Annotated in this window: 27 protein-coding genes and 1 tRNA gene; 10 read left to right on the forward strand and 18 right to left on the reverse strand. The window is 62.9% G+C overall.

The features are described 5' to 3' along the window. The first annotated feature begins 98 nt into the window (after positions 1-98). From AC1DN9_RS07705 to AC1DN9_RS07720, 4 genes are read left to right on the forward strand one after another with little or no spacing between them, the layout of a single operon-like run. Positions 99-1118 carry a thiamine pyrophosphate-dependent dehydrogenase E1 component subunit alpha gene (locus tag AC1DN9_RS07705; protein WP_478098863.1) on the forward strand — a complete coding sequence of 340 codons (1020 nt, stop codon included), beginning with the start codon at positions 99-101 and terminating at the stop codon, positions 1116-1118. After that, positions 1109-2116 carry an alpha-ketoacid dehydrogenase subunit beta gene (locus AC1DN9_RS07710; RefSeq protein WP_478098866.1) on the forward strand — a complete coding sequence of 336 codons (1008 nt, stop codon included), beginning with the start codon at positions 1109-1111 and terminating at the stop codon, positions 2114-2116. The genes AC1DN9_RS07705 and AC1DN9_RS07710 overlap by 10 nt, the downstream gene beginning before the upstream one ends. Next, positions 2113-2643, forward strand: a complete 531-nt coding sequence (locus AC1DN9_RS07715; RefSeq protein ID WP_478098867.1) for a MarR family winged helix-turn-helix transcriptional regulator — start codon at positions 2113-2115, stop codon at positions 2641-2643. The genes AC1DN9_RS07710 and AC1DN9_RS07715 overlap by 4 nt, the downstream gene beginning before the upstream one ends. Before the next feature lie 25 nt (positions 2644-2668). After that, positions 2669-3682, forward strand: a complete 1014-nt coding sequence (locus AC1DN9_RS07720; protein WP_478098868.1) for a Bug family tripartite tricarboxylate transporter substrate binding protein — start codon at positions 2669-2671, stop codon at positions 3680-3682. 113 nt (positions 3683-3795) lie between these two features. Here AC1DN9_RS07720 and AC1DN9_RS07725 read toward each other — a convergent pair whose 3' ends face one another. After that, positions 3796-4119 carry a DUF1840 domain-containing protein gene (locus AC1DN9_RS07725; RefSeq protein WP_478098870.1) on the reverse strand — a complete coding sequence of 108 codons (324 nt, stop codon included), beginning with the start codon at positions 4117-4119 and terminating at the stop codon, positions 3796-3798. A gap of 6 nt (positions 4120-4125) precedes the next feature. Further along, positions 4126-5394: a class I SAM-dependent methyltransferase gene (locus AC1DN9_RS07730; protein WP_478098871.1), complete on the reverse strand. Its 1269-nt coding sequence runs from the start codon at positions 5392-5394 to the stop codon at positions 4126-4128. Positions 5395-5501: 107 nt separating this feature from the next. Here AC1DN9_RS07730 and AC1DN9_RS07735 point away from each other — a divergent pair, with 107 nt between their 5' ends. Genes AC1DN9_RS07735 through AC1DN9_RS07760 form a run of 6 tightly spaced genes read left to right on the forward strand, consistent with a single transcriptional unit; the run spans position 5502 to position 12392 of the window. Next, complete coding sequence (locus tag AC1DN9_RS07735; RefSeq protein WP_478098872.1) at positions 5502-7859, forward strand: bifunctional salicylyl-CoA 5-hydroxylase/oxidoreductase; 2358 nt, start codon at positions 5502-5504, stop codon at positions 7857-7859. Beyond that, complete coding sequence (locus tag AC1DN9_RS07740) at positions 7860-8336, forward strand: MarR family winged helix-turn-helix transcriptional regulator (RefSeq protein ID WP_478098874.1); 477 nt, start codon at positions 7860-7862, stop codon at positions 8334-8336. Then, a complete protein-coding gene (locus AC1DN9_RS07745; protein ID WP_478098876.1) occupies positions 8333-9187 on the forward strand; it encodes an enoyl-CoA hydratase family protein in 855 nt (284 codons plus the stop codon). Before AC1DN9_RS07740 ends, AC1DN9_RS07745 begins: the two co-directional genes overlap by 4 nt. Positions 9188-9190: 3 nt before the next feature. After that, positions 9191-10384, forward strand: coding sequence for an acyl-CoA dehydrogenase family protein (locus tag AC1DN9_RS07750; protein WP_478098878.1), 1194 nt, complete (start codon positions 9191-9193; stop codon positions 10382-10384). Next, a complete protein-coding gene (locus AC1DN9_RS07755) occupies positions 10381-12000 on the forward strand; it encodes an AMP-binding protein (protein WP_478098880.1) in 1620 nt (539 codons plus the stop codon). The genes AC1DN9_RS07750 and AC1DN9_RS07755 overlap by 4 nt, the downstream gene beginning before the upstream one ends. Beyond that, positions 11997-12392: a RidA family protein gene (locus AC1DN9_RS07760; RefSeq protein ID WP_478098882.1), complete on the forward strand. Its 396-nt coding sequence runs from the start codon at positions 11997-11999 to the stop codon at positions 12390-12392. The genes AC1DN9_RS07755 and AC1DN9_RS07760 overlap by 4 nt, the downstream gene beginning before the upstream one ends. 191 nt (positions 12393-12583) lie before the next feature. Here AC1DN9_RS07760 and AC1DN9_RS07765 read toward each other — a convergent pair. The 16 genes from AC1DN9_RS07765 to rpsN all read right to left on the reverse strand — a co-directional run bounded on the left by AC1DN9_RS07765 (position 12584) and on the right by rpsN (position 20423). Beyond that, a tRNA-Met gene (locus AC1DN9_RS07765) sits at positions 12584-12660 on the reverse strand. Between the two features lie 18 nt (positions 12661-12678). Then, entirely contained in the window at positions 12679-13080 is a 402-nt protein-coding gene (rplQ, locus tag AC1DN9_RS07770; protein ID WP_478098885.1) for a 50S ribosomal protein L17, read from the reverse strand. A gap of 83 nt (positions 13081-13163) precedes the next feature. Further along, positions 13164-14153 carry a DNA-directed RNA polymerase subunit alpha gene (locus AC1DN9_RS07775; protein ID WP_093162415.1) on the reverse strand — a complete coding sequence of 330 codons (990 nt, stop codon included), beginning with the start codon at positions 14151-14153 and terminating at the stop codon, positions 13164-13166. 148 nt (positions 14154-14301) lie between these two features. After that, positions 14302-14925 carry a 30S ribosomal protein S4 gene (gene rpsD, locus AC1DN9_RS07780; protein WP_478098886.1) on the reverse strand — a complete coding sequence of 208 codons (624 nt, stop codon included), beginning with the start codon at positions 14923-14925 and terminating at the stop codon, positions 14302-14304. Between the two features lie 129 nt (positions 14926-15054). Further along, complete coding sequence (rpsK, locus tag AC1DN9_RS07785; protein WP_009124825.1) at positions 15055-15459, reverse strand: 30S ribosomal protein S11; 405 nt, start codon at positions 15457-15459, stop codon at positions 15055-15057. 12 nt (positions 15460-15471) lie between these two features. Further along, complete coding sequence (rpsM, locus tag AC1DN9_RS07790) at positions 15472-15837, reverse strand: 30S ribosomal protein S13 (RefSeq protein WP_019653977.1); 366 nt, start codon at positions 15835-15837, stop codon at positions 15472-15474. 24 nt (positions 15838-15861) lie between these two features. Further along, positions 15862-15975 (reverse strand): 50S ribosomal protein L36, encoded by a 114-nt coding sequence (rpmJ, locus tag AC1DN9_RS07795; RefSeq protein ID WP_038201958.1) that lies wholly within the window; start codon positions 15973-15975, stop codon positions 15862-15864. A 34-nt stretch (positions 15976-16009) separates the two neighbouring features. Then, positions 16010-16228 carry a translation initiation factor IF-1 gene (gene infA / locus AC1DN9_RS07800; RefSeq protein WP_150590309.1) on the reverse strand — a complete coding sequence of 73 codons (219 nt, stop codon included), beginning with the start codon at positions 16226-16228 and terminating at the stop codon, positions 16010-16012. 6 nt (positions 16229-16234) lie between these two features. Next, a complete protein-coding gene (gene secY, locus AC1DN9_RS07805; RefSeq protein ID WP_478098888.1) occupies positions 16235-17545 on the reverse strand; it encodes a preprotein translocase subunit SecY in 1311 nt (436 codons plus the stop codon). A gap of 25 nt (positions 17546-17570) precedes the next feature. Further along, positions 17571-18002 (reverse strand): 50S ribosomal protein L15, encoded by a 432-nt coding sequence (rplO, locus tag AC1DN9_RS07810; RefSeq protein ID WP_478098890.1) that lies wholly within the window; start codon positions 18000-18002, stop codon positions 17571-17573. A 23-nt stretch (positions 18003-18025) separates the two neighbouring features. After that, complete coding sequence (gene rpmD, locus AC1DN9_RS07815; RefSeq protein WP_009124818.1) at positions 18026-18211, reverse strand: 50S ribosomal protein L30; 186 nt, start codon at positions 18209-18211, stop codon at positions 18026-18028. A gap of 15 nt (positions 18212-18226) precedes the next feature. Continuing rightward, a complete protein-coding gene (gene rpsE, locus AC1DN9_RS07820; RefSeq protein WP_028250822.1) occupies positions 18227-18745 on the reverse strand; it encodes a 30S ribosomal protein S5 in 519 nt (172 codons plus the stop codon). An 18-nt stretch (positions 18746-18763) separates the two neighbouring features. Beyond that, the gene (gene rplR / locus AC1DN9_RS07825) at positions 18764-19129 is read right to left on the reverse strand and encodes a 50S ribosomal protein L18 (RefSeq protein WP_478099163.1); all 366 of its coding nucleotides are present in this window, start codon (positions 19127-19129) and stop codon (positions 18764-18766) included. A 14-nt stretch (positions 19130-19143) separates the two neighbouring features. Continuing rightward, positions 19144-19677 (reverse strand): 50S ribosomal protein L6, encoded by a 534-nt coding sequence (rplF, locus tag AC1DN9_RS07830; RefSeq protein WP_478098891.1) that lies wholly within the window; start codon positions 19675-19677, stop codon positions 19144-19146. Between the two features lie 24 nt (positions 19678-19701). After that, positions 19702-20097 carry a 30S ribosomal protein S8 gene (rpsH, locus tag AC1DN9_RS07835; RefSeq protein WP_088954787.1) on the reverse strand — a complete coding sequence of 132 codons (396 nt, stop codon included), beginning with the start codon at positions 20095-20097 and terminating at the stop codon, positions 19702-19704. A 20-nt stretch (positions 20098-20117) separates the two neighbouring features. Further along, a complete protein-coding gene (rpsN, locus tag AC1DN9_RS07840) occupies positions 20118-20423 on the reverse strand; it encodes a 30S ribosomal protein S14 (RefSeq protein ID WP_068674578.1) in 306 nt (101 codons plus the stop codon). Between the last annotated feature and the right edge of the window lie 5 nt (positions 20424-20428).

Consider the following 20428-nt stretch of genomic DNA (forward strand, 5'->3'; position numbering starts at 1 on the left):
ATCGGGACTATCCCTGCGGGTAAATGCGCTACATCGCGATTCGTCACGAGCGATACGATTTCGGCTGAAACGCACGCCCTGTGTGCGCTGGAGAACATATGGAGACCGAGATTTCCGTTGCGGCGAGCGCCGCGCTCTACCGAACGATGGTGCGCATCCGCGCGTTCGAAAATGCCGCGGAGGCCGCAAGCCAGGGCGGCGTGAGTGCCTATGGCCAGCAGGCCGCCGGCGCCGCCAAGGTGCGCGGGCCGCTCCACCTGTCCACCGGCCAGGAGGCGGTTCCGGCCGGTGTCTGCGCGCATCTGACCGCCGCCGACTACCTCACCTCGACCCATCGCGGCCACGGCCACACGCTGGCCAAGGGCGCGAACCTGGGCCGCATGATGGACGAGCTTTTCGGCAAGGCGACCGGCTTCAACGGCGGCAAGGGTGGCTCCATGCACATCGCTGACTTCTCGGTCGGCATGCTGGGCGCAAACGGCGTCGTGGCGGCCGGTCTGCCGATCGCGGTCGGCGCGGCGCACGCGCAGAAGCTGCTGCAGAAGGACGCGATCACTGTCTGCTTCTTCGGCGACGGCGCGATCAATCGCGGGCCCTTTCTCGAAGCGCTCAACTGGGCCCGCGTGTATGAGTTGCCGGTGCTTTTCGTCTGCGAAGACAACCGCTGGAGCGCCACCACGGCCAGCGGCCCGATGACGGCCGGCGACGGTGCTTCGGCGCGCGCCGAAGCCATGGACATCGCCGCGACGCAGGTCGACGGCAACGACGTATTCAAGGTGCACACGGCGGCGGGAAAGTTGATCGCCGAAGTACGCGCAGGAAAGGGGCCGCGGATGCTGCACGCACTGACCTACCGGGTGAAGGGCCACGTGTCGGTCGATCCCGCCGCCTACCGCGACCCGGCCGAACTGGCCGCGGCGCTCGAAACCGACCCGATCGCGCATGCACGGGGCCGTCTGATCGATGACGGCATCGACGGCTTGGTGCTCGACACCATCGAAGACGAGGCGCATGCGGAAGTCGAGGCCGCGCTCGCGGCCGCCGACGCGGCACCGTGGCCGGAGCCTTCCACCGCATTCACCGACGTGCAGACCACCGGAGCCGGTCAATGGACATGAGCAACGACATCGCCCGGGACCGCCCTGTCGCATCGCCAGCCGTCCAGGAACTCAGCTACGCAGAGGCCGCGGTGCTCGCGGTGCGGCGCGAGATGCAAGCCGACCCGCGCGTCGTGGTGCTCGGCGAAGACGTTGGCCGCGGCGGCATCTTCGGCCAATACAAGGGCCTTCAGGACGAATTCGGCCACGAGCGCGTGATCGACACGCCGATTTCCGAAGCCGCGATCATGGGCGCCGGCGTCGGCATGGCGCTCGCGGGCCTGCGCCCGATGGTCGAGATGCGCGTGGTCGACTTTGCGCTCTGCGGCATGGACGAACTCGTGAACCAGGCCGCCAAGAACCGCTTCATGTTCGGCGGCCAAGGCCGCGTGCCGCTGGTGGCGCGCATGCCGGGCGGCATCTGGGACGCCTCGGCAGCGCAGCATTCGCAATCGCTGGAGGCCTGGTTCGCGCACCTGCCCGGCGTGGTCGTGGTGAGCCCGTCCACGCCGCAGGACAACTACGCGCTCCTGCGCGCCGCCATGCAGTGCGGTGATCCGGTGGTCTACATCGAGCACAAGACGCTGTGGGGTACACGGGGCCCTGTCGACGTGACGCAGGAGGTGCCGCTTGGCAAGGCCGCGCACTTGCGCCGCGGCAACACGCTGACGCTGGTCAGCTGGAGCCGCCAGATGCATGCCTGCATCGCCGCCTGCGACAGGCTGGCGGCGGAAGGCATCGACGTCGACCTCATCGACCTTCGCACGCTGTGGCCCTGGGACCGCGAGGCCGTGCTTGCATCGTGCGGACGCACCGGGCGCCTGTTGGTGGTTCACGAGGCCGTGCAAGCCGCGGGCTTCGGCGCGGAGATCGCGGCGACGGCGGCCGAAGCGACCGGCTGCCGCATCGCCCGCCTGGGCGCGCCGCGTATTCCCGTCGGCTACGCGCCGGTGCTGGAAGCCCAATCGCGCGTGAGCGTCGATCAGATCGTGAACGCGGCCAGGACGTTGCGGGGATGAACGCCGACACTGACGTGGACGCAACCGCGCCCAAGGGACCGCAGGTCCCGGCAACGGGGGACTCGGTCTTCTTCAAGCTGGTCCGCGTCGTCAACCTCACGGCGAGGCCGTTCCAGCAGCGCGTCGGCCGACAGCACCAGCTCACGCTGAACGAATGGCGCGCCATGGCCGTGCTGGGTGCGCAGCCGGGACTCACGGCCACCCAGGTCGCCGACCTCACCGGGCTCGACAAGATGGCCGTCAGCCGCGCGCTGGCGGGTCTGCAACGCAACAAGCGCCTGCACCGCCACGAGGATCCGACCGACCTGCGGCGCAGCCGGCTCTTCCTGAGCAGCGTCGGCAAGGCGCTGTATGCCACGGTCGTCGTGCAGGCTCACGAACGCGAGGCCGAGTTGTTCGCAGGCGTTGGCGCTGACGAGTTGCAGCGACTGGACGCCACGCTCGACAAGCTGATCGCCTCGGTGGCCGGGAGCAGCGCCGGTCGCACGGGGTTTCCACCCGCGACGACGGGCGCGCTTCGACTGTAAAAACCGGATTCAAAGGAACACGCGAATGCCCCTCTTCTCTCTCGCCCGCCGCGGCGCCCTGACCCTTGTCGCGAGCGCGGCGCTTATCGCTATCGCCGGCCCCGCCGCCGCGGACACCGCCTGGCCCACCAAGCCCGTGCGCATCGTGGTGCCCTTCGCGCCGGGCGGCACCACCGACATCCTCGCGCGCGCCGTCGCGCCCGAACTCTCGAAGGCTTTTGGCCAGCAGTTCATCGTCGACAACCGGGCGGGCGCCGGCGGCAACGTCGGCGCCGAGATCGTGGCGAAGTCGCCCAACGATGGCTATACGCTGCTGATGGGCACAGTGGGCACTCATGGCATCAACCGCGCGCTCTACCCCAAGCTGCCCTTCGATCCCATCAAGGACTTCGCTCCCATCACCCTGGTCGCGGCGGTGCCGAACGTGATGGAAATGAACGTCGACAAGGCGAAGGCGCTGAACATCAACAACGTCGCCGACTTCGTCAAGTACGCCAAGGCGAACCCCGGCAAGCTCAACATGGCATCGAGCGGCAGCGGCACGTCCATCCATCTGGCCGGCGAGCTTTTCAAGAGCATGACGGGCAGCTACATGATCCACATCCCTTACCGCGGATCGGGCCCTGCGCTGATGGACCTGGTGGGCGGCAACGCCGACGTCATGTTCGACAACCTGCCGTCTTCCATGCAGCAGATCAAGAGCGGCAAGCTCAAGGCACTCGCGGTGACCAGTTCACAGCGTTCCCCGGCGCTCCCCGACGTGCCCACCGTTGAAGAAGTCGGCGGCCCCATGCTCAAGGGCTACGAGGCCAGTTCATGGTTCGGCCTGCTCGCCCCGGCCGGCACCTCCCCGGACATCATCAACCGCATCCAGCACGAAGTCGCCAAGGCCCTCGCCACCCCCGCCCTCAAGGAAAAGATGGTTGCCCAAGGCGCCATCCCCAGCGGCAATACCCCCGCCGAATTCGCGAAGCTCATCGAAAGCGAACACGTCAAGTGGGCCGCAGTCGTGAAAGCATCCGGCGCCAAAGTCGACTAAATCAGCCCCGGCCCCATCCCAGAAATACCGCGGAACCGGCTCCGCCGGGCCGCTGGTGTTGCCCCCGGCGAGGGGGTGGGCGGCTACACGAAGTGAGCCAACCTGGGGGCGAGTCAAACACTCCAGGTCACGTCCTTGCCGTCGGCAAGGGACTCCTTGAGCATGTGCAGCAAAGGCTGCCCACGCTGCCGCAGCCCGATGTGCTGCTTCTCGGCATCCTCGTCGTGGCCCTCGACCGCATAGTTATCGGCGTTGTGGGCGTTCTTTCCCTCACGCGCCATGGCTGCCTCCAGCGCCGAAATGGCGGCGGGCATCTGCTCGATGGTGACGACACCCTGCGGCGCCGGCTCCTTGCCGATGATGTCGAACAGCTGCCGAGCATGGACTTCGAGCATCACGAAAGGGGGCGTCGCCCGAGAGTTGAATCGATACAGCATGGAGCCTCACTTGTAGATGTAATCCCGGACGAAAGGGTACTCCGATTGCGCGCCGCGCAGCGTCCTGGCTTCCACGTTGCCGTCCCGCTTGGTGGACAGCATCTGGTGCAACGAGATCCAGCCCTGCTCGAAGCTCATGGCTGAACCCGCCAGATAGAGGCGATAGGCGCGCAGGATGCGCTCGGCGTTCTCTTCCTGCCGCCCTCCCCCGCGCTTCAGGACTTCGCGCGCCGTGTCGAGCTGCGCATCGAGCGAGTCGGACCAAGCCCAGAGCGTGCGCGCGTAGTGCGGGCGCAGGTTCTCGGTGTCGACCATCTCGAGCCCCGCAGCGGCCGTCTCGCGCAGCACGTGCGTCACATGCAGGAGTTCGCCGCCGGGGAAGATGTACTTCTCGATGAAGTCCCCCATGCCGGCGCCGAGCTGGTGGTAGTTGAGTTGCCCGGACGTGATGCCGTGGTTCAAAACCAGGCCGCCGGGCTTCAGCAGCGAATGGATCTTCCGGAAATAGGTCGGCATGTTGGCGCTGCCGACATGCTCGAACATGCCCACCGATGAAATCTTGTCGAAGGGCTTGGCTTCGTCGAGCTGGCGGTAGTCGCGCAGTTCGACGCGGACGCGGCCTTGCAGACCCTTCTCCTCGATCAGCCGCTGCACGTGCGCATGCTGGTTCTTGGACAGCGTGATGCCGGTCGCATCCACCCCGTAGTGCTCGGCGGCCCACATCAGGAGCGCGCCCCAGCCCGAGCCGATGTCGAGGAACCGCTCGCCGGGCTTCAGCAAGAGCTTGCGGCAGATGTGGTCGAGCTTGGCCTCCTGCGCCTCGGCGAGTGTCATGCCCGCGTCACGGAAATAGGCGCACGAATACACGCGGCGCGGATCGAGCCACAACGCGTAGAAGTCGTCGGAGACGTCGTAGTGAAACTGGACCTGCGCCGCATCCCTGCCCAGGGAGTGCGCGCCGCGCGACTTGGCACGCCGCTGCAGACGACTCCACCAGCTCGTGTTGGTCTCGGCAGGATTGCCCGGCAGGAGGCCGACCGCCGCGCCGAACAGGTCGCGCATCGCACCCTCGATCTGGACACGACCCTCGACGTAGGCCTCGCCGATGGCACCGATCTGGCGCCCTGCAAGCTTGGCGAGCGCCGACCATTCGTTGAAAGCAAGCGTCACGCGTGAGCCAGGCTTGGCAACTCGCCGACCATCTGGCAGTTGCAGCGTGATGGGAACCGACAAAGTGGAAAGCTGGGACTCGATCTTCGGTATCAGGCTTTGCATGTCACTGATTCTTGCCAGCGCGCGCGGGCTCGTCAACTGGGGTACCGGGACAACCCCAGGGCACACCCGGCTTGACAGCAGATCGTTTATGTCTAAACTATTTATCCATGAATAGCTTCACCCCGAACCTTCACCGTGTGTTGTGCATCGGCGGCGGCCCTGCCGGCCTGTACTTCGCGCTGTTGATGAAAGCCCGGCAGCCGGCCCTCGACGTCACCGTCGTCGAGCGCAACCGCCCCTTCGACACCTTCGGCTGGGGTGTCGTGCTCAGCGACCAGACGCTCGCCAACCTGGCGGCGGCCGACCCGGACACCGCGGCCCTGATCGGCAGCGAGTTCCACCATTGGGACGACATCCAGGTGTTCTTCAAGGGACGCCAGGTGCGATCGGGCGGGCACGGCTTCTGCGGCATCGGCCGCAAGCGGCTCCTCAACATCCTGCAGGAGCGCTGCCTGGCGCTCGGCGTCAAGCTGGTGTTCGAAACCGACGTCACGGACGACCAGGCATTGGCCGCCCAGTACAACGCGGACCTCGTGATCGCCTGCGACGGGCTCAACAGCCGCATCCGCCAGCGCTATGCGGACGTTTTCGAACCTGACATTGACCTGCGTCAATGTCGCTTCGTCTGGCTCGGCACGAATCAGACTTTCGACGCTTTCACCTTCGCCTTCGAAAAGACGGAGCACGGCTGGTTCCAGGCCCACGCCTACCAGTTCGACGACAAGACGTCGACCTTCATCGTCGAGACGCCCGAAGCCGTCTGGCAGGCCCATGGTCTCGACAAGATGGAGCAGCCGGAAGCGATCGCCTTCTGCGAGCAGCTCTTCGCGAAGTACCTGGATGGCCACAAGCTGATCAGCAATGCCACGCACCTGCGCGGCTCGGCCAACTGGATTCGTTTCCCGCGGGTCGTGTGCAAGCACTGGACGCACCGCATCGAGGTCAATGGCAAGCCCGTGCCGGTTGTGCTCATGGGCGATGCCGCGCACACGGCGCACTTCTCCATCGGTTCGGGCACCAAGCTCGCGCTCGAAGATGCCATCGACCTTGCCAACGAATTCGCCACTGGCGGCGGCATCGACGAAGTGCTCGAGGCCTACGAGGCCCGGCGCAGCGTCGAAGTGCTCAAGATCCAGAACGCAGCCCGCAACTCGACCGAATGGTTCGAGAACGTGCCGCGCTACACGGGCATGGAGATCGAACAGTTCGCCTACTCGCTGCTCACCAGATCGCAGCGCATCAGCCACGAGAACCTGCGCCTGCGCGACACGAAATGGCTGGGCGGCTACGAGCAATGGCTGTCCGGCGGCAAACCGCTGCCTCCGATGCTGATGCCGCTCACCGTGCGCGGGCTGACGCTCAAGAACCGCATCGTCTGCTCGCCGATGGCAACCTACAGCGCGGTCGATGGCGTGCCGCAGGACTTCCTGCTGGTCCATCTTGGCGCACGCGCACTCGGCGGCGCCGCCATGGTGTTCGTGGAAATGACCAGCCCGACACCCGAAGGCCGCATCACGCCGGCGTGCACCGGCCTCTACAACGATGCGCAATCGGCGGCATTCAAGCGCATCGTCGATTTTGTGCACACGCAGTCGAGCGCGAAGATCGGCATGCAGTTGGGTCACAGCGGTCCCAAGGGCTCCACGCAAGTCGGCTGGGAAGGCACCGACGAGCCGCTGCCGGCAGGCAACTGGCCGCTGATCGCTGCCAGCGCGCTGGCGTATGGCGAACAGAACCAAATGCCCGCGCAGATGACGCGGGCCGACATGGACCTCCTGCGCGACCAGTTCGTCGCCTCCACGAAGCGCGCGGCCGAGGCCGGCTTCGACTGGCTCGAGCTGCACTGTGCGCACGGCTATCTGCTTTCGTCCTTCCTCAGTCCGCTGACCAATCTGCGCACGGATGAGTATGGCGGCGACATCGACAACCGCCTGCGCTATCCGCTCGAAGTATTCCGCGCGATGCGCGCCGCATGGCCGGCCGATCGGCCGATGAGCGTTCGCATTTCGGCGCATGACTGGGCGCCCGGCGGCAATACCGACGCCGATGCGATCGTGATGGCGCGCGCTTTCAAGGAAGCCGGTTGCGACTTCATCGATGTCTCGTCGGGTCAGACCACGCGCGCCGCAAAGCCGGTGTACGGCCGCATGTACCAGACGCCGTTCGCGGATCGCATTCGCAACGAGGTGGGCATCTCGACCATCGCCGTCGGCGCCATCACCGATGCCGATCAGGCCAACAGCATCATCGCTGCGGGTCGCGCCGACTTGTGTGCCATTGCGCGACCGCACCTGGCAGACCCCGCGTGGACCTTGCACGAAACCGCCAAGCTGCAGAACCGCGATATCGAATGGCCGAAGCAGTATCTGAGCGGGCGCGACCAGATGTACCGCGAGATCGCAAAGCAGCAGCAACTCGCGGCAGCGCTGGCGACAGCACCACGCGTGCCCGAAGAGGAGCAATAGATGGACCTCGAAGCCAGAGCCCACAGCGAGCACCCCGACGAGCTTCGTCTCTGGTTGCGCCTGCTGACCTGCACCCAGCTGATCGAGAAGCAGGTTCGCAATGAACTGCGCGAGCAGTTCGCGACGACGCTGCCCCGATTCGATCTCATGTCGCAACTCGAGCGTGCACCCGAAGGGCTCAAGATGAACGAGCTCTCGCGACGCATGATGGTCACCGGCGGCAACGTCACCGGCATCACCGACCAGCTGGTCACGGAAGGGCTGGTGGAGCGTGTCGACGTCGCAGGCGACCGCCGTGCGTGGCGCGTTCGCCTCACGACGCGAGGCCGCAAGCTCTTCAACGACATGGCACAGCAGCACGAGGCATGGATCTGCGATGCCTTCTCCGCGCTGAACAGCAAGGAAATCGCCCAGCTGCACAAACTGCTGGGCAAGGTCAAGCAACATTCACATCAACAATTGGCGGAGGCTCTATGAAGCACTACATCGGCGCGGACAGTCCCATGCGCGCGCAGTTCGAACCCAAGGCCGGCTACGTGGCCACGCATTTCTCGTGGTCTTTCGACGCTGGCGTCGGCACGATCACGCTGAACCGACCGGAGCGCAAGAACCCGCTGACCTTCGATTCGTACGCGGAACTGCGCGACTTGTTTCGCGCATTGAGCTTCGCCACCGACGTGAAGGCGATCGTGGTGACTGGTGCGGGCGGCAACTTCTGCTCCGGCGGTGACGTGCACGAGATCATCGGGCCGCTGACCCGCATGCGCATGCCGGAACTGCTGGAGTTCACGCGCATGACGGGTGACCTCGTGAAGGCGATCCGCCACTGCCCGCAACCCATCGTGGGCGCGATCGACGGCGTCTGCGCCGGGGCCGGCGCGATGATCGCCCTGGCTTGCGACCTTCGCTATGGAACGCCTTCCACGCGCACCGCATTCCTGTTCACCCGCGTCGGACTCGCGGGCGCCGACATGGGCGCGTGCGCGCTCCTGCCTCGCGTCATCGGCCAGGGGCGTGCCTCCGAACTGCTCTTTACCGGCCGCGCGATGACGGCTCAGGAAGGGCAAGCATGGGGCTTCTTCAATGCGTTGCACGAGAGCGATGCCCTTGTCGGCGCCGCCACCGCGATGGCCCGCGAGTTGGCCGAAGGCCCGAGCTTTGCGCATGGCATGACCAAGACCATGCTGTCGCAGGAATGGTCGATGACGATCGACCAGGCCATCGAAGCCGAGGCGCAGGCGCAGGCGATCTGCATGCAGACCGAGGACTTCAAGCGCGCCTACGAAGCCTTCGCCGCGAAGCGCAAGCCCGTGTTCGGAGGGGATTGATCCATGGTTGCATCTGCTGTCGATCCCTCCACGGGGCACTTGGCGCTGCCCTTCTTCGAAGAGGCGCACCGAGCGCTCGCGCGCGAACTCCTGCCCTGGGCCGCAGCCCAGTCCGTGGACGAGCACGACGACCGCGCGGCCTGCCGCGACTGGGTCCGGAGGCTGGGCGATGCTGGCTGGCTGCGCTACTGCGTGCCCGCTGCTTCGGGTGGCGCGCTCGACAAGCTCGATTCGCGTGCCCTCGTGCTGCTGCGCGAGACGCTGGCGTTCCACTCTCCACTGGCTGACTTCGCATTCGCGATGCAGGGCCTGGGCAGCGGTGCCATCACGCTGGCAGGCACTGCTGCGCAGCATGCGGACTATCTCGCGCCCGTCGGGCGCGGCGACAAGATCGCGGCCTTCGCGCTCAGCGAACCCGAAGCGGGCTCGGACGTCGGTGCCATGGCGATGCGCGCCGAGGAAACGGCTGACGGCTGGCGCCTGACGGGTGAGAAGACCTGGATCAGCAACGGCGGCATCGCCGACTTCTATTGCGTGTTCGCAAAGACCGATCCGACCGCCGGCGCCCGCGGGATCACCGCCTTCATCGTCGATGCCAAGACGCCCGGACTCGACACGTCGGCGCACATCGACGTCATGGCGCCGCATCCGCTCGCGACCCTGCGTTTCGAAGGTTGCGTGGTGCCGCGCAGTGCCCAATTGGGCGAGTTGCACGGCGGCTTCAAGCTTGCGATGCGCACGCTCGATATCTTCCGCGCGTCGGTCGCCGGCGCCGCGCTCGGGATGGCTCGCCGCGCGTTGTCCGAGGCCGTCCAACACGCGCAGAAGCGAAAGATGTTCGGCCAGACGCTGGCGGACTTCCAACTCACGCAGGCGAAGCTCGGCGAGATGGCGGCGTTGATCGACGCCGGCGCTCTGCTGACTTATCGCGCCGCATGGATGCGCGACGACAGCGAACGCCGCGGCGAGGCTCCGGTGGGCGACCTGACCGCTGCCGCGGCCATGGCCAAGATGACCGCAACCGAGAACGCAAGCCGCGTGATCGACATGGCACTTCAAATGCACGGCGGCCTCGGCGTCAAGGTCGGCACGAAGGTCGAAAGCCTCTATCGCGACATCCGCTCGCTGCGCATCTACGAAGGCGCGACGGAAGTACAACAACTCATCATCGGCAAATCCGTATTGAGGGCCAAATGACTTCAACTGCGCAGATCGATCGCTTTGTACATGACCGGCTCCCGCCGGCGGATCAACTACCGATCTTCCGGTACGACCTGCCCGAACTTCAGTTGCCGGACCGCTTGAATCTGGTGGAAGAGCTGCTGGACAAGGCGGCCTCCAAGGGCTTCGCCGACAAGCCGATGCTGCGTTCACCGAGCCAGACCTTGACTTATGCCGAGGCGGCGGTCGAAGTCAACCGCATCGCCCAGGTGCTGACCGAAGACCTCGGCCTGGTGCCGGGCAATCGCGTGCTGCTGCGAGGCGGAAACTCGATCGCCATGGCGCTGTCATGGCTCGGCGTGGTCAAGGCCGGGATGATTGCCGTCGCCACGATGCCCCTGCTGCGCGCGAAGGAGCTGGGAGAGATCCTGGACAAGGCGCAGCCTACCGTCGCGCTTTGCGAAGGCAAGCTGCTCGACGAGCTTCAGGCGGCGCAACTGCAGCATCCCGTTCTGAAGACGATCGTGGCATTCAACCAGCCAGACACACCAGACTCGCTATCGGCGCGAGCGGCTGGCAAGAACGGCGCCTTCAACGCGTGTCCAACCTCTGCCGACGACATCGCACTGCTTGCCTTCACGTCCGGAACGACAGGCAAGCCCAAGGCGCCGGTCACCACGCATCGAGACGTGCTGGCGATGTGCGAGACCTGGCCGCGCCATGTCCTGCGGGCTCGCAGCGACGACGTCGTGATCGGCTCTCCGCCGTTGGCATTCACTTTCGGGTTGGGCGGATTGTTGATCTTCCCGATGTACGCGGGCGCCTCCGTGTACTTTCACGATGCGCCGTACACGCCCGAATCGATGGTGCAGGTGATCCACAACGTCGGTGCGACCATCAGCTACACAGCGCCCACGTTCTATCGGCAGATGGCCGCGTTCGCGAAAGAGGCCGGCGTGCCGAGTCTCCGCATCAGCGTCAGCGCCGGTGAGGCACTGCCAGATGCGACACGTCAACTCTGGAAGCAGGCGACCGGCCTGGAGATGCTCGATGGCATCGGTGGAACCGAGGTATTTCACATCTACATTTCCGCCGCGGGTGACGAAATCCGTCGTGGGGCGGTGGGAAGAGCCGTTCCGGGATTCACCGCCAAGATCGTCGACGATGAGGGCAATGAAGTCCCCCGAGGCACGGTTGGCAAGCTGGCCATCATCGGCCCCGTGGGTTGTCGCTATCTCGACGACGCCCGCCAGGCGGACTACGTGCGGAATGGATGGAACTACCCTGGCGATGCGTTTGTCGAGGACGAGGACGGGTACTTCTTCTACCAGTCCCGCGCTGACGACATGATCGTCACGGCGGGCTACAACGTCGGCGGGCCGGAGGTCGAGGACGCACTCCTCAAACACCCGGCCGTAGCTGAATGCGGCGTGATCGGCAAACCCGACGAAGAGCGCGGCATGATCGTCAAGGCCTTCTGCGTGCTCAAGCCCGGCCATGCCGGTGACGCCATCATGGTCAAGGCACTCCAAGACCACGTCAAGGCGACCATCGCGCCTTTCAAATACCCCCGGGAGATCGAATTCGTGGCGAGCCTGCCGCGAACCGAGACCGGGAAACTCCAACGATTCAAACTGAGGCAATTGGCATGATCAAATTTCTGCAACCCCCGGGCTGGGCTCCTCCGAAGGGCTATGCCAACGGCGTCGCCGCACGCGGAACCATGGTGTTCGTCGGCGGACAAATCGGTTGGAATGCACAACAGCAGTTCGAATCGGATGACTTCATCGAACAAACGGGCCTCGCGCTCCGAAACATCGCCGCAGTGCTGCGCGAGGCAGGTGCAGGACCGGAGCACATGGTGCGCATGACGTGGTACGTGATCGACCGGGACGAATACAACCGCCGCTTGGGCGAACTCGGCCCTGTCTATCGCGACGCCATGGGGAAGAACTTCCCGGCAATGACCTGCGTGCAGGTTGCGGCACTCGTCGAATCGCGCGCCAAGGTTGAGATTGAAGTGACGGCCGTAGTGCCTGACTAGGCCTCAGCTCTTGAGCACATAGAGACGTGCCGCCCGCCCGCCGCCCAGATGCCGATGTGCGGCTGGGCGCATAGCTCTTTCCGCGGCACTCAGCGGCAGAGATCAATTGCCAATTGCGCGCCGCTTGGACGACCAAAAAAAAGCCCACCAAAGTGGGCTTTTTCAATCAGCGATTTTTGTCGCCGAAAATTTGGTTGCGCGAGCAAGATTTGAACTTGCGACCTTTGGGTTATGAGCCCAACGAGCTACCAGGCTGCTCCATCGCGCGGCAAGATGGAATTATAGCCTATTCTGCAGCGTTTTGCTCGTCTGCAACTGCCTCATTTACTTCAGGACGATCCACCAGTTCGACCAGCGCCATCGGCGCGTTGTCGCCCACACGGAAACCCATTTTCAGGATGCGCGTATAGCCGCCAGGACGAGCCTGGTAGCGAGGACCAAGTTCGCCGAAAAGCTTCACGACGCTGTCGCGATCACGCAGGCGGTCGAATGCTAGGCGCTTGTTGGCGACCGTCGGCTTCTTGGCCAGAGTGATCATCGGCTCGATGACGCGACGCAGTTCCTTGGCCTTCGGGACCGTGGTCTTGATGACTTCGTGCTCGATGAGCGAGTTCATCATGTTCTGCAGCATCGCGAGGCGGTGCGAGCTGGTGCGGTTGAGTTTGCGGAGTCCGTGTCCGTGACGCATAGTGCTTTCCTTTACTTTATAAAAACAGGCAGCCGTGTCAGGTACTGCCCGGTGCACAGGCCCCTATGGGCCATATCCAAAAATCAACGCTTGTCGAGACCAGCCGGGGGCCAGCTTTCGAGCTTCATGCCCAAGGTCAGGCCGCGCGAGGCAAGCACTTCCTTGATTTCGTTGAGCGACTTGCGCCCCAAATTCGGGGTCTTGAGCAACTCATTTTCGGTCCGCTGGATCAGGTCACCGATGTAGTAGATATTCTCCGCCTTCAGGCAGTTCGCGGAGCGCACGGTGAGTTCAAGCTCGTCGACTGGACGCAGCAGAATCGGATCGAACTGCTGGGCGCTGCGCGGTGCCGGCGCATCGAATGCGGCCAATTCGCCACCTTCGAGTTGAGCGAACACAGCCAATTGCTCTACCAGGATCTTGGCCGAAGCGCGGACCGCGTCCTCAGCGGTGATCGCGCCGTTGGTTTCGATTTCAACTAGCAGCTTGTCGAGGTCCGTGCGCTGTTCGACGCGAGCGCTTTCAACGGTATAGCTCACGCGCTTGACCGGCGAGAACGAGGCATCGAGGACGATGCGGCCAATCGACTTGGTCGGCTCATCCGCGTAACGGCGCATCGTTCCGGGCACGTAGCCGCGACCCTTTTCAACCTTGATCTGCATATCGAGCTTGCCGCCTTGCGACAGATGCGCGATCACATGATCGGGATTGATGATCTCGACGTCATGAGGCGTCTGGATGTCCGAAGCCGTGACAGCACCTTCGCCGTCCTTGCGCAGGCTCAGCGTGACCTCGTCGCGGTTGTGCAGCTTGAACACCACACCCTTCAGGTTCAGCAGAATGTTGACAACGTCTTCCTGCACGCCATCGATGGACGAGTACTCGTGCAGCACGCCCGCGATCGTGACTTCGGTCGCCGAATAGCCAACCATCGACGACAGCAGAACACGGCGCAGTGCGTTGCCAAGCGTGTGGCCATAGCCACGCTCGAAAGGCTCGAGCGTCACCTTGGCCCTGTTGGGCGCGAGTTGCTCGACCTGAATGGTCTTGGGTTTCAGCAGGGTGGTTTGCATGCAGACTTCCTCTCAATACCCCCGGCTCGTTACACCGGTAAGGCTGGTGAAGCACCTGCCTTGCAGCAAAGCTCAAGGCAGGAACGTGAATAAAAACATCGGCCTTCTTCGACGGGCTCCATGGAAGCCATGGGCGAAGGCAGACAAATCAACGCGAATACAGTTCGACGATCAGCGATTCATTGATGTCGGCTGCGAACTCGTCGCGATCGGGAACCTTCTTGAAGGTGCCTTCGGCCTTGTCGGCATTCACCTCCACCCAAGCCGGAATACCGACCTGTTGAGCCAGTTGAAGTGCTTCGACAATGCGGTTCTGCTTCTTGGACTTGTCGCGAACCGCAATTACGTCGCCAGTCTTGACCAAGTACGACGGAATATTGACGGACTGGCCGTTCACCGTGATCGCCTTGTGCGACACGAGTTGCCGTGCTTCTGCGCGGGTCGAACCGAAGCCCATGCGATAGACGACATTGTCCAGGCGCGATTCGAGAATGAACAGCAGGTTGGCACCCGTATTGCCACGGCGACGATCGGCTTCCTCGAAGTAGCGGCGGAACTGCTTTTCGAGCACGCCGTACATGCGCTTGACCTTCTGCTTTTCGCGCAGTTGGAGGCCAAAATCCGAGGTACGCTGACCGGACGTGCGGCCGTGCTGGCCGGGCTTCGAATCGAACTTGGCCTTGTCCTGGATCGAACGACGGGCGCTCTTCAGAAACAGGTCGGTGCCTTCGCGCCGGGAGAGTTTGGCCTTCGGGCCGAGATAGCGTGCCACTTGATCTTCCTTTGTGTCATCTGCCGCAGGGGACTGCGGGAGCCATCAGCGGCGTGCCGATGGCGGTGGGCTTGTTAAAAAAGCAAATGCGCAGCCGCTGCGAAGCGGGCTGCGCCGGACGTCTTCGCTTTAGATGCGACGACGCTTCTGCGGACGGCAGCCGTTATGCGGCACCGGGGTCACGTCGGCAATGGAATTGATCCGGATACCGAGTGCGGCGAGTGCGCGCACCGACGATTCGCGACCTGGGCCAGGACCCTTGATCTCGACGTCGAGGTTCTTGATGCCTTGCTCGACCGCGGCGCGCCCGGCAACTTCCGAGGCAACCTGCGCAGCGAACGGAGTCGACTTGCGGGAGCCCTTGAAGCCCTGACCGCCAGAAGACGCCCACGACAGGGCGTTGCCCTGACGGTCAGTGATCGTGATGATCGTGTTGTTGAACGAGGCGTGCACGTGAGCAATACCGTCGGCAACGTTCTTGCGAACCTTCTTGCGGACGCGCTGTGCAGCGTTGTTGGCAGGAGCTTTAGCCATGCTGGTCTATCCTTATTTCTTCAGAGACTGCGCGGCCTTGCGCGGACCCTTGCGAGTGCGGGCATTGGTGCGCGTGCGCTGGCCGCGCATTGGCAGGCCGCGACGGTGACGGAAGCCGCGGTAGCAGCCGATGTCCATCAAGCGCTTGATGTTCATCGTCGTCTCGCGGCGCAGGTCGCCTTCGATCGTGAAGAGCGCGATCTGATCGCGGATCTTCTCGAGATCGGCGTCTGTCAGATCCTTGATCTTCTTCGAATACTCGATGCCACTTGCTTCGCAAATCTTGCGAGCGCGCGTGCGACCGATGCCGAAAATGGCGGTCAAACCGATTTCAGCGTGCTTGTGCGGCGGAATGTTGATGCCAGCAATACGTGCCATGTGCGTCCTCTAATACTCTATCAATCAACCCTGGCGCTGCTTGTGGCGCGGGTCGGTACAGATCACACGCACCACACCCTTGCGGCGGATGATCTTGCAATTACGGCAAATGGTTTTGACCGAAGCCGAAACTCTCATTTCATTCTCCTAAAACTCTGTTCAACCCGGCGACTCATTTCGCCCGAAACACAATACGCGCCCGGCTCAAGTCGTAGGGCGTCAACTCAACGGTGACCTTGTCACCAGGAAGGATGCGGATGTAATGCATCCGCATCCTTCCGGAAATATGTCCAAGAACGACATGCCCATTTTCGAGCTTCACCCGGAAAGTTGCGTTGGGAAGGTTTTCTAGAACCTCACCCTGCATCTGGATGACATCGTCCTTCGACATCTACACCTACGAAGTCTTGAAATTGGCTTTCTTTAGCAGTGACTCGTACTGCTGAGACATCATGTAGTTCTGTACTTGGGCCATGAAGTCCATCGTGACGACCACGATGATCAACAGGGAGGTGCCGCCAAAATAGAACGGCACGTTGTATTTCAGGATCAGGAACTCAGGCAGCAAGCAAACGAAGGTGATATACACCGCGCCAGCCAGCGTCAGGCGAACCAGGATCTTGTCAATATAGCGCGCGGTTTGATCACCCGGCCGTATGCCTGGAATGAATGCGCCGCTCTTCTTAAGGTTGTCGGCAGTCTCACGACTGTTAAACACCAGCGCCGTGTAGAAGAAGCAGAAAAACACGATGGCACTGGCGTAAAGCAGCACATAGATGGGCTGCCCAGGCCTCAGCGCACTGGCGACGTCCTTGATCCAACGCATGCTCTCACCGGTGCTGAACCAACCCACGACCGTAGTGGGCAGCAGAATGATGGACGACGCAAAGATCGGCGGGATCACACCGGCCATGTTCAGCTTGAGGGGCAGGTGTGACGATTGACCGCCATACACCTTGTTGCCCACCTGACGCCGCGCATAGTTCACTAGGATCTTGCGCTGACCGCGTTCGACAAAGACGACGAAATACGTCACCAGTACAACCACGGCCACAATGAACAGTGCGACCAACACGTTCATGGCGCCCGTACGAACGAGTTCGAGCAGTCCCCCGATAGCGTTGGGCAGCCCCGCCGCAATGCCGGCGAAAATCAGGATCGAGATCCCGTTGCCCAGTCCGCGCTCGGTGATTTGCTCACCCAGCCACATCAGGAACATCGAGCCAGCCGTGAGGCTAATCATCGCGGTAAGGCGGAAACCGAAGCCAGGTGAAATCACCAGACCGGCCGACGACTCCAAAGCGACTGCAATGCTGAAAGATTGGAAGAGTGCCAGAGCCAGCGTACCGTAACGCGTGTACTGAGTAATCTTGCGGCGACCGGCTTCACCTTCCTTCTTCAGTTGCTCGAAGGTCGGCACAACGTAGGTCATCAATTGCATGATGATCGACGCAGAAATGTAAGGCATGATGCCCAACGCGAACACGGTAAAGCGCGAAAGGGCGCCGCCCGAGAACATGTTGAACAGGCTCAGAATACCGCCTTGCTGGCCCTGGAACAGCTGCGCCAGTTGGTCCGGATTGATACCCGGCACCGGGATGTGCGCCCCGATGCGATAGACCACGAGCGCAAGCAGCAAAAAGACAAGCCGGCGACGCAAGTCACCGAATTTGCCCGTTTTTGCGAGCGTTGCCGCGTTGGTTGCCACGAAGAGCTTCTTTCAGTCCGTGTATTTAGGCGACGCTGCCGCCAGCGGCTTCGATCGCGGCCTTGGCGCCGGCAGTCGCGCCGATTCCTGTCAGCTTGACGGCCTTGGTGATCTCACCAGATTTGATGACCTTGACCACCTTTGCGATCTGGCCCACCAGACCGGCTTGCTTGAGCGCCAGCACGTCGACTTCGGCCAGGCCGAGTTTTTCGAGCGAGGTCAGCGTCACTTCGGCGTTGTACTTCAGCAAATGCGACTTGAAGCCACGCTTCGGCAGCCGACGCTGCAGAGGCATCTGACCACCTTCGAAGCCGACCTTGTGGAAACCGCCTGCGCGCGACTTCTGACCCTTGTGACCGCGACCTGCAGTCTTGCCGAGGCCGGAGCCGATACCACGGCCGACGCGGCGCTTGGCGTGCTTGGCGCCGGCTGCCGGCTTGATGCCATTGAGTTCCATATTCGTCTCTCTCAGCGACTCTTTTAGAGCACTTTGACCAGATAACTGATCTTGTTGATCATGCCGCGCACCGCGGGCGTGTCCTGCAGCTCGCTCACGCTATTCAGCTTGCGCAGACCCAGGCCGCGCACGGTGGCGCGATGCGATTCCTTGGTGCCGATCGGGCTCTTGACCAATTGCACCTTCAATGTTTGTTGTTGCGTCGTCATCTCGGTACTCCCGGTTTAGGCGAAGAGTTCTTCGACGGTGAGGCCACGCTTGGCAGCCACTTCAGACGCCGTGGTCGAGTTCTTCAACCCGTCCAGCGTGGCGCGGACCATGTTGTAAGGATTCGACGAACCATGGCTCTTCGCCACGATGTCGGTGATGCCCATTACTTCGAAGACCGCGCGCATCGGACCGCCGGCAATGATGCCGGTACCCTTCGGTGCCGGAATCATGACCACCGAGGCGGCGCCGTGATGGCCCGTGACGCGGTGATGGAGCGTACCGTTCTTGATCGAAATCTTCGCCAGATTGCGACGAGCCTCTTCCATCGCCTTTTGCACAGCAGCAGGCACTTCCTTCGACTTGCCCTTGCCCATGCCGACGCGGCCGTCGCCGTCACCCACTACGGTGAGCGCTGCGAAACCGAGAATACGACCACCCTTCACCACTTTGGTGACGCGGTTGATCGCGATCATCTTCTCGCGCAAACCGTCTTCGGGGCCTTCGTTCTGCGTTCTTGCCTGAATCTTTGCCATTTTGAATCTCGTGTCCGGTTAGAACTGCAGGCCAGCTTCGCGAGCGGCATCGGCCAGCGCCTTGACGCGGCCGTGATAGGCGAAACCTGCGCGATCGAAAGCGACCTTCTCGACGCCGGCAGCCTTCGCCTTTTCAGCGATGCGCTTGCCGATGGCGGTTGCCGCAGCGGCGTTGCCACCCTTGCCGGAACCGCCCAGCGAGGCGCGCACCTCGGCTTCGGCCGTCGATGCGGAAGCAATCACCTTGGTGCCGTCGTCGGAAATGACGGTGGCATAGATGTGCAGATTGGTGCGGTTCACTGTCAGGCGCGCCACGCCTTGCGTCGCAATGCGAATACGGGTCTGGCGCGAGCGGCGAAGACGCTGTGCTTTTTTGGTCAACATCATTTTGCTGCCCCTTACTTCTTCTTGGTCTCTTTGATCACGATCTTCTCGTCCGCGTAGCGGATGCCCTTGCCCTTGTAAGGCTCTGGCGGACGAATAGCGCGGATCTCGGCGGCCACTTGGCCGACGCGTTGGCGGTCGGCGCCCTTGATGATCACTTCGGTCGGGGTTGGCGTCGCGACCGTAATGCCTTGCGGCATGTCCTTGTTCACCGGATGCGAGTAACCAACCTGCAAATTCAGCTTGGCACCCTGCGCTTGAGCCTTGTAGCCGACGCCGACCAGACTGAGCTTCTTTTCGAAACCCTTGGTCACGCCGAGCACCATGTTGTTTACCAACTGACGAACCGTGCCGCTCATCGCATTGGCTTCACGCGAATCATTGGCGGGCTCAAAGCTGAGCTTGCCATCTTTGTTGACGATATTCACCAGCGCATTGCGCGCCAGGTTGAGCGTGCCGCCCGAACCCTTGACGCTGATCTGGTCGTCCTTGATCGATACATCCACGCCTGCGGGGATGGCGACCGGCATTTTTCCTACTCGGGACATTTCAGTTTCTCCTCGATGTCTCGGTTAGGCAACGTAGCACAGCACTTCGCCGCCGACACCGGCAGCGCGCGCCTTGCGGTCGGTCATCACGCCCTTCGGGGTCGTGACGATCGCAACGCCGAGGCCGTTCTGGACTTGCGGAATAGCGGCACTGGCCTTGTAGACGCGCAGGCCGGGACGACTCACGCGCTCAATGCGCTCGATAACCGGGCGACCAGCGTAGTATTTCAGTGCGATTTCGAGTTCGCTTTTGCCGGCTTCTGTCTTGACCTTGAAGCCGTCGATGTAGCCCTCGTCCTTAAGGACCTGTGCGATCGCAACCTTCACCTTGGAAGACGGGACCGACACGGTGGGCTTCGCCACCATCTGCGCGTTACGGATACGCGTCAGCAGGTCGGCAATGGGATCACTCATGCTCATGTTGTTTGCTCCTGCCTGGCTTACCAGCTGGCCTTGGTGACACCAGGGATGTCGCCATTGAAAGCCAGTTCGCGGATCTTGGCGCGGGCCAGACCAAATTGGCGGAAGGTGCCGCGCGGACGACCGGTGATTTCGCAACGGTTGCGCTGACGGGTCGGGTTGGCGTTACGCGGAAGCTTCTGCAGACCCAGACGGGCGGCTGCGCGCTCTTCGTCGCTCTTCTTCGCGTCGTTGGCGATCGCCTTCAGTTCCGCGTGCTTGGCGGCGTACTTTGCGACCAGTTTTTCTCGCTTGAGCTCGCGCTCGATCAAAGCTACTTTAGCCACAAACT

This window comes from Variovorax sp. 05L425 (genome assembly GCF_056397705.1).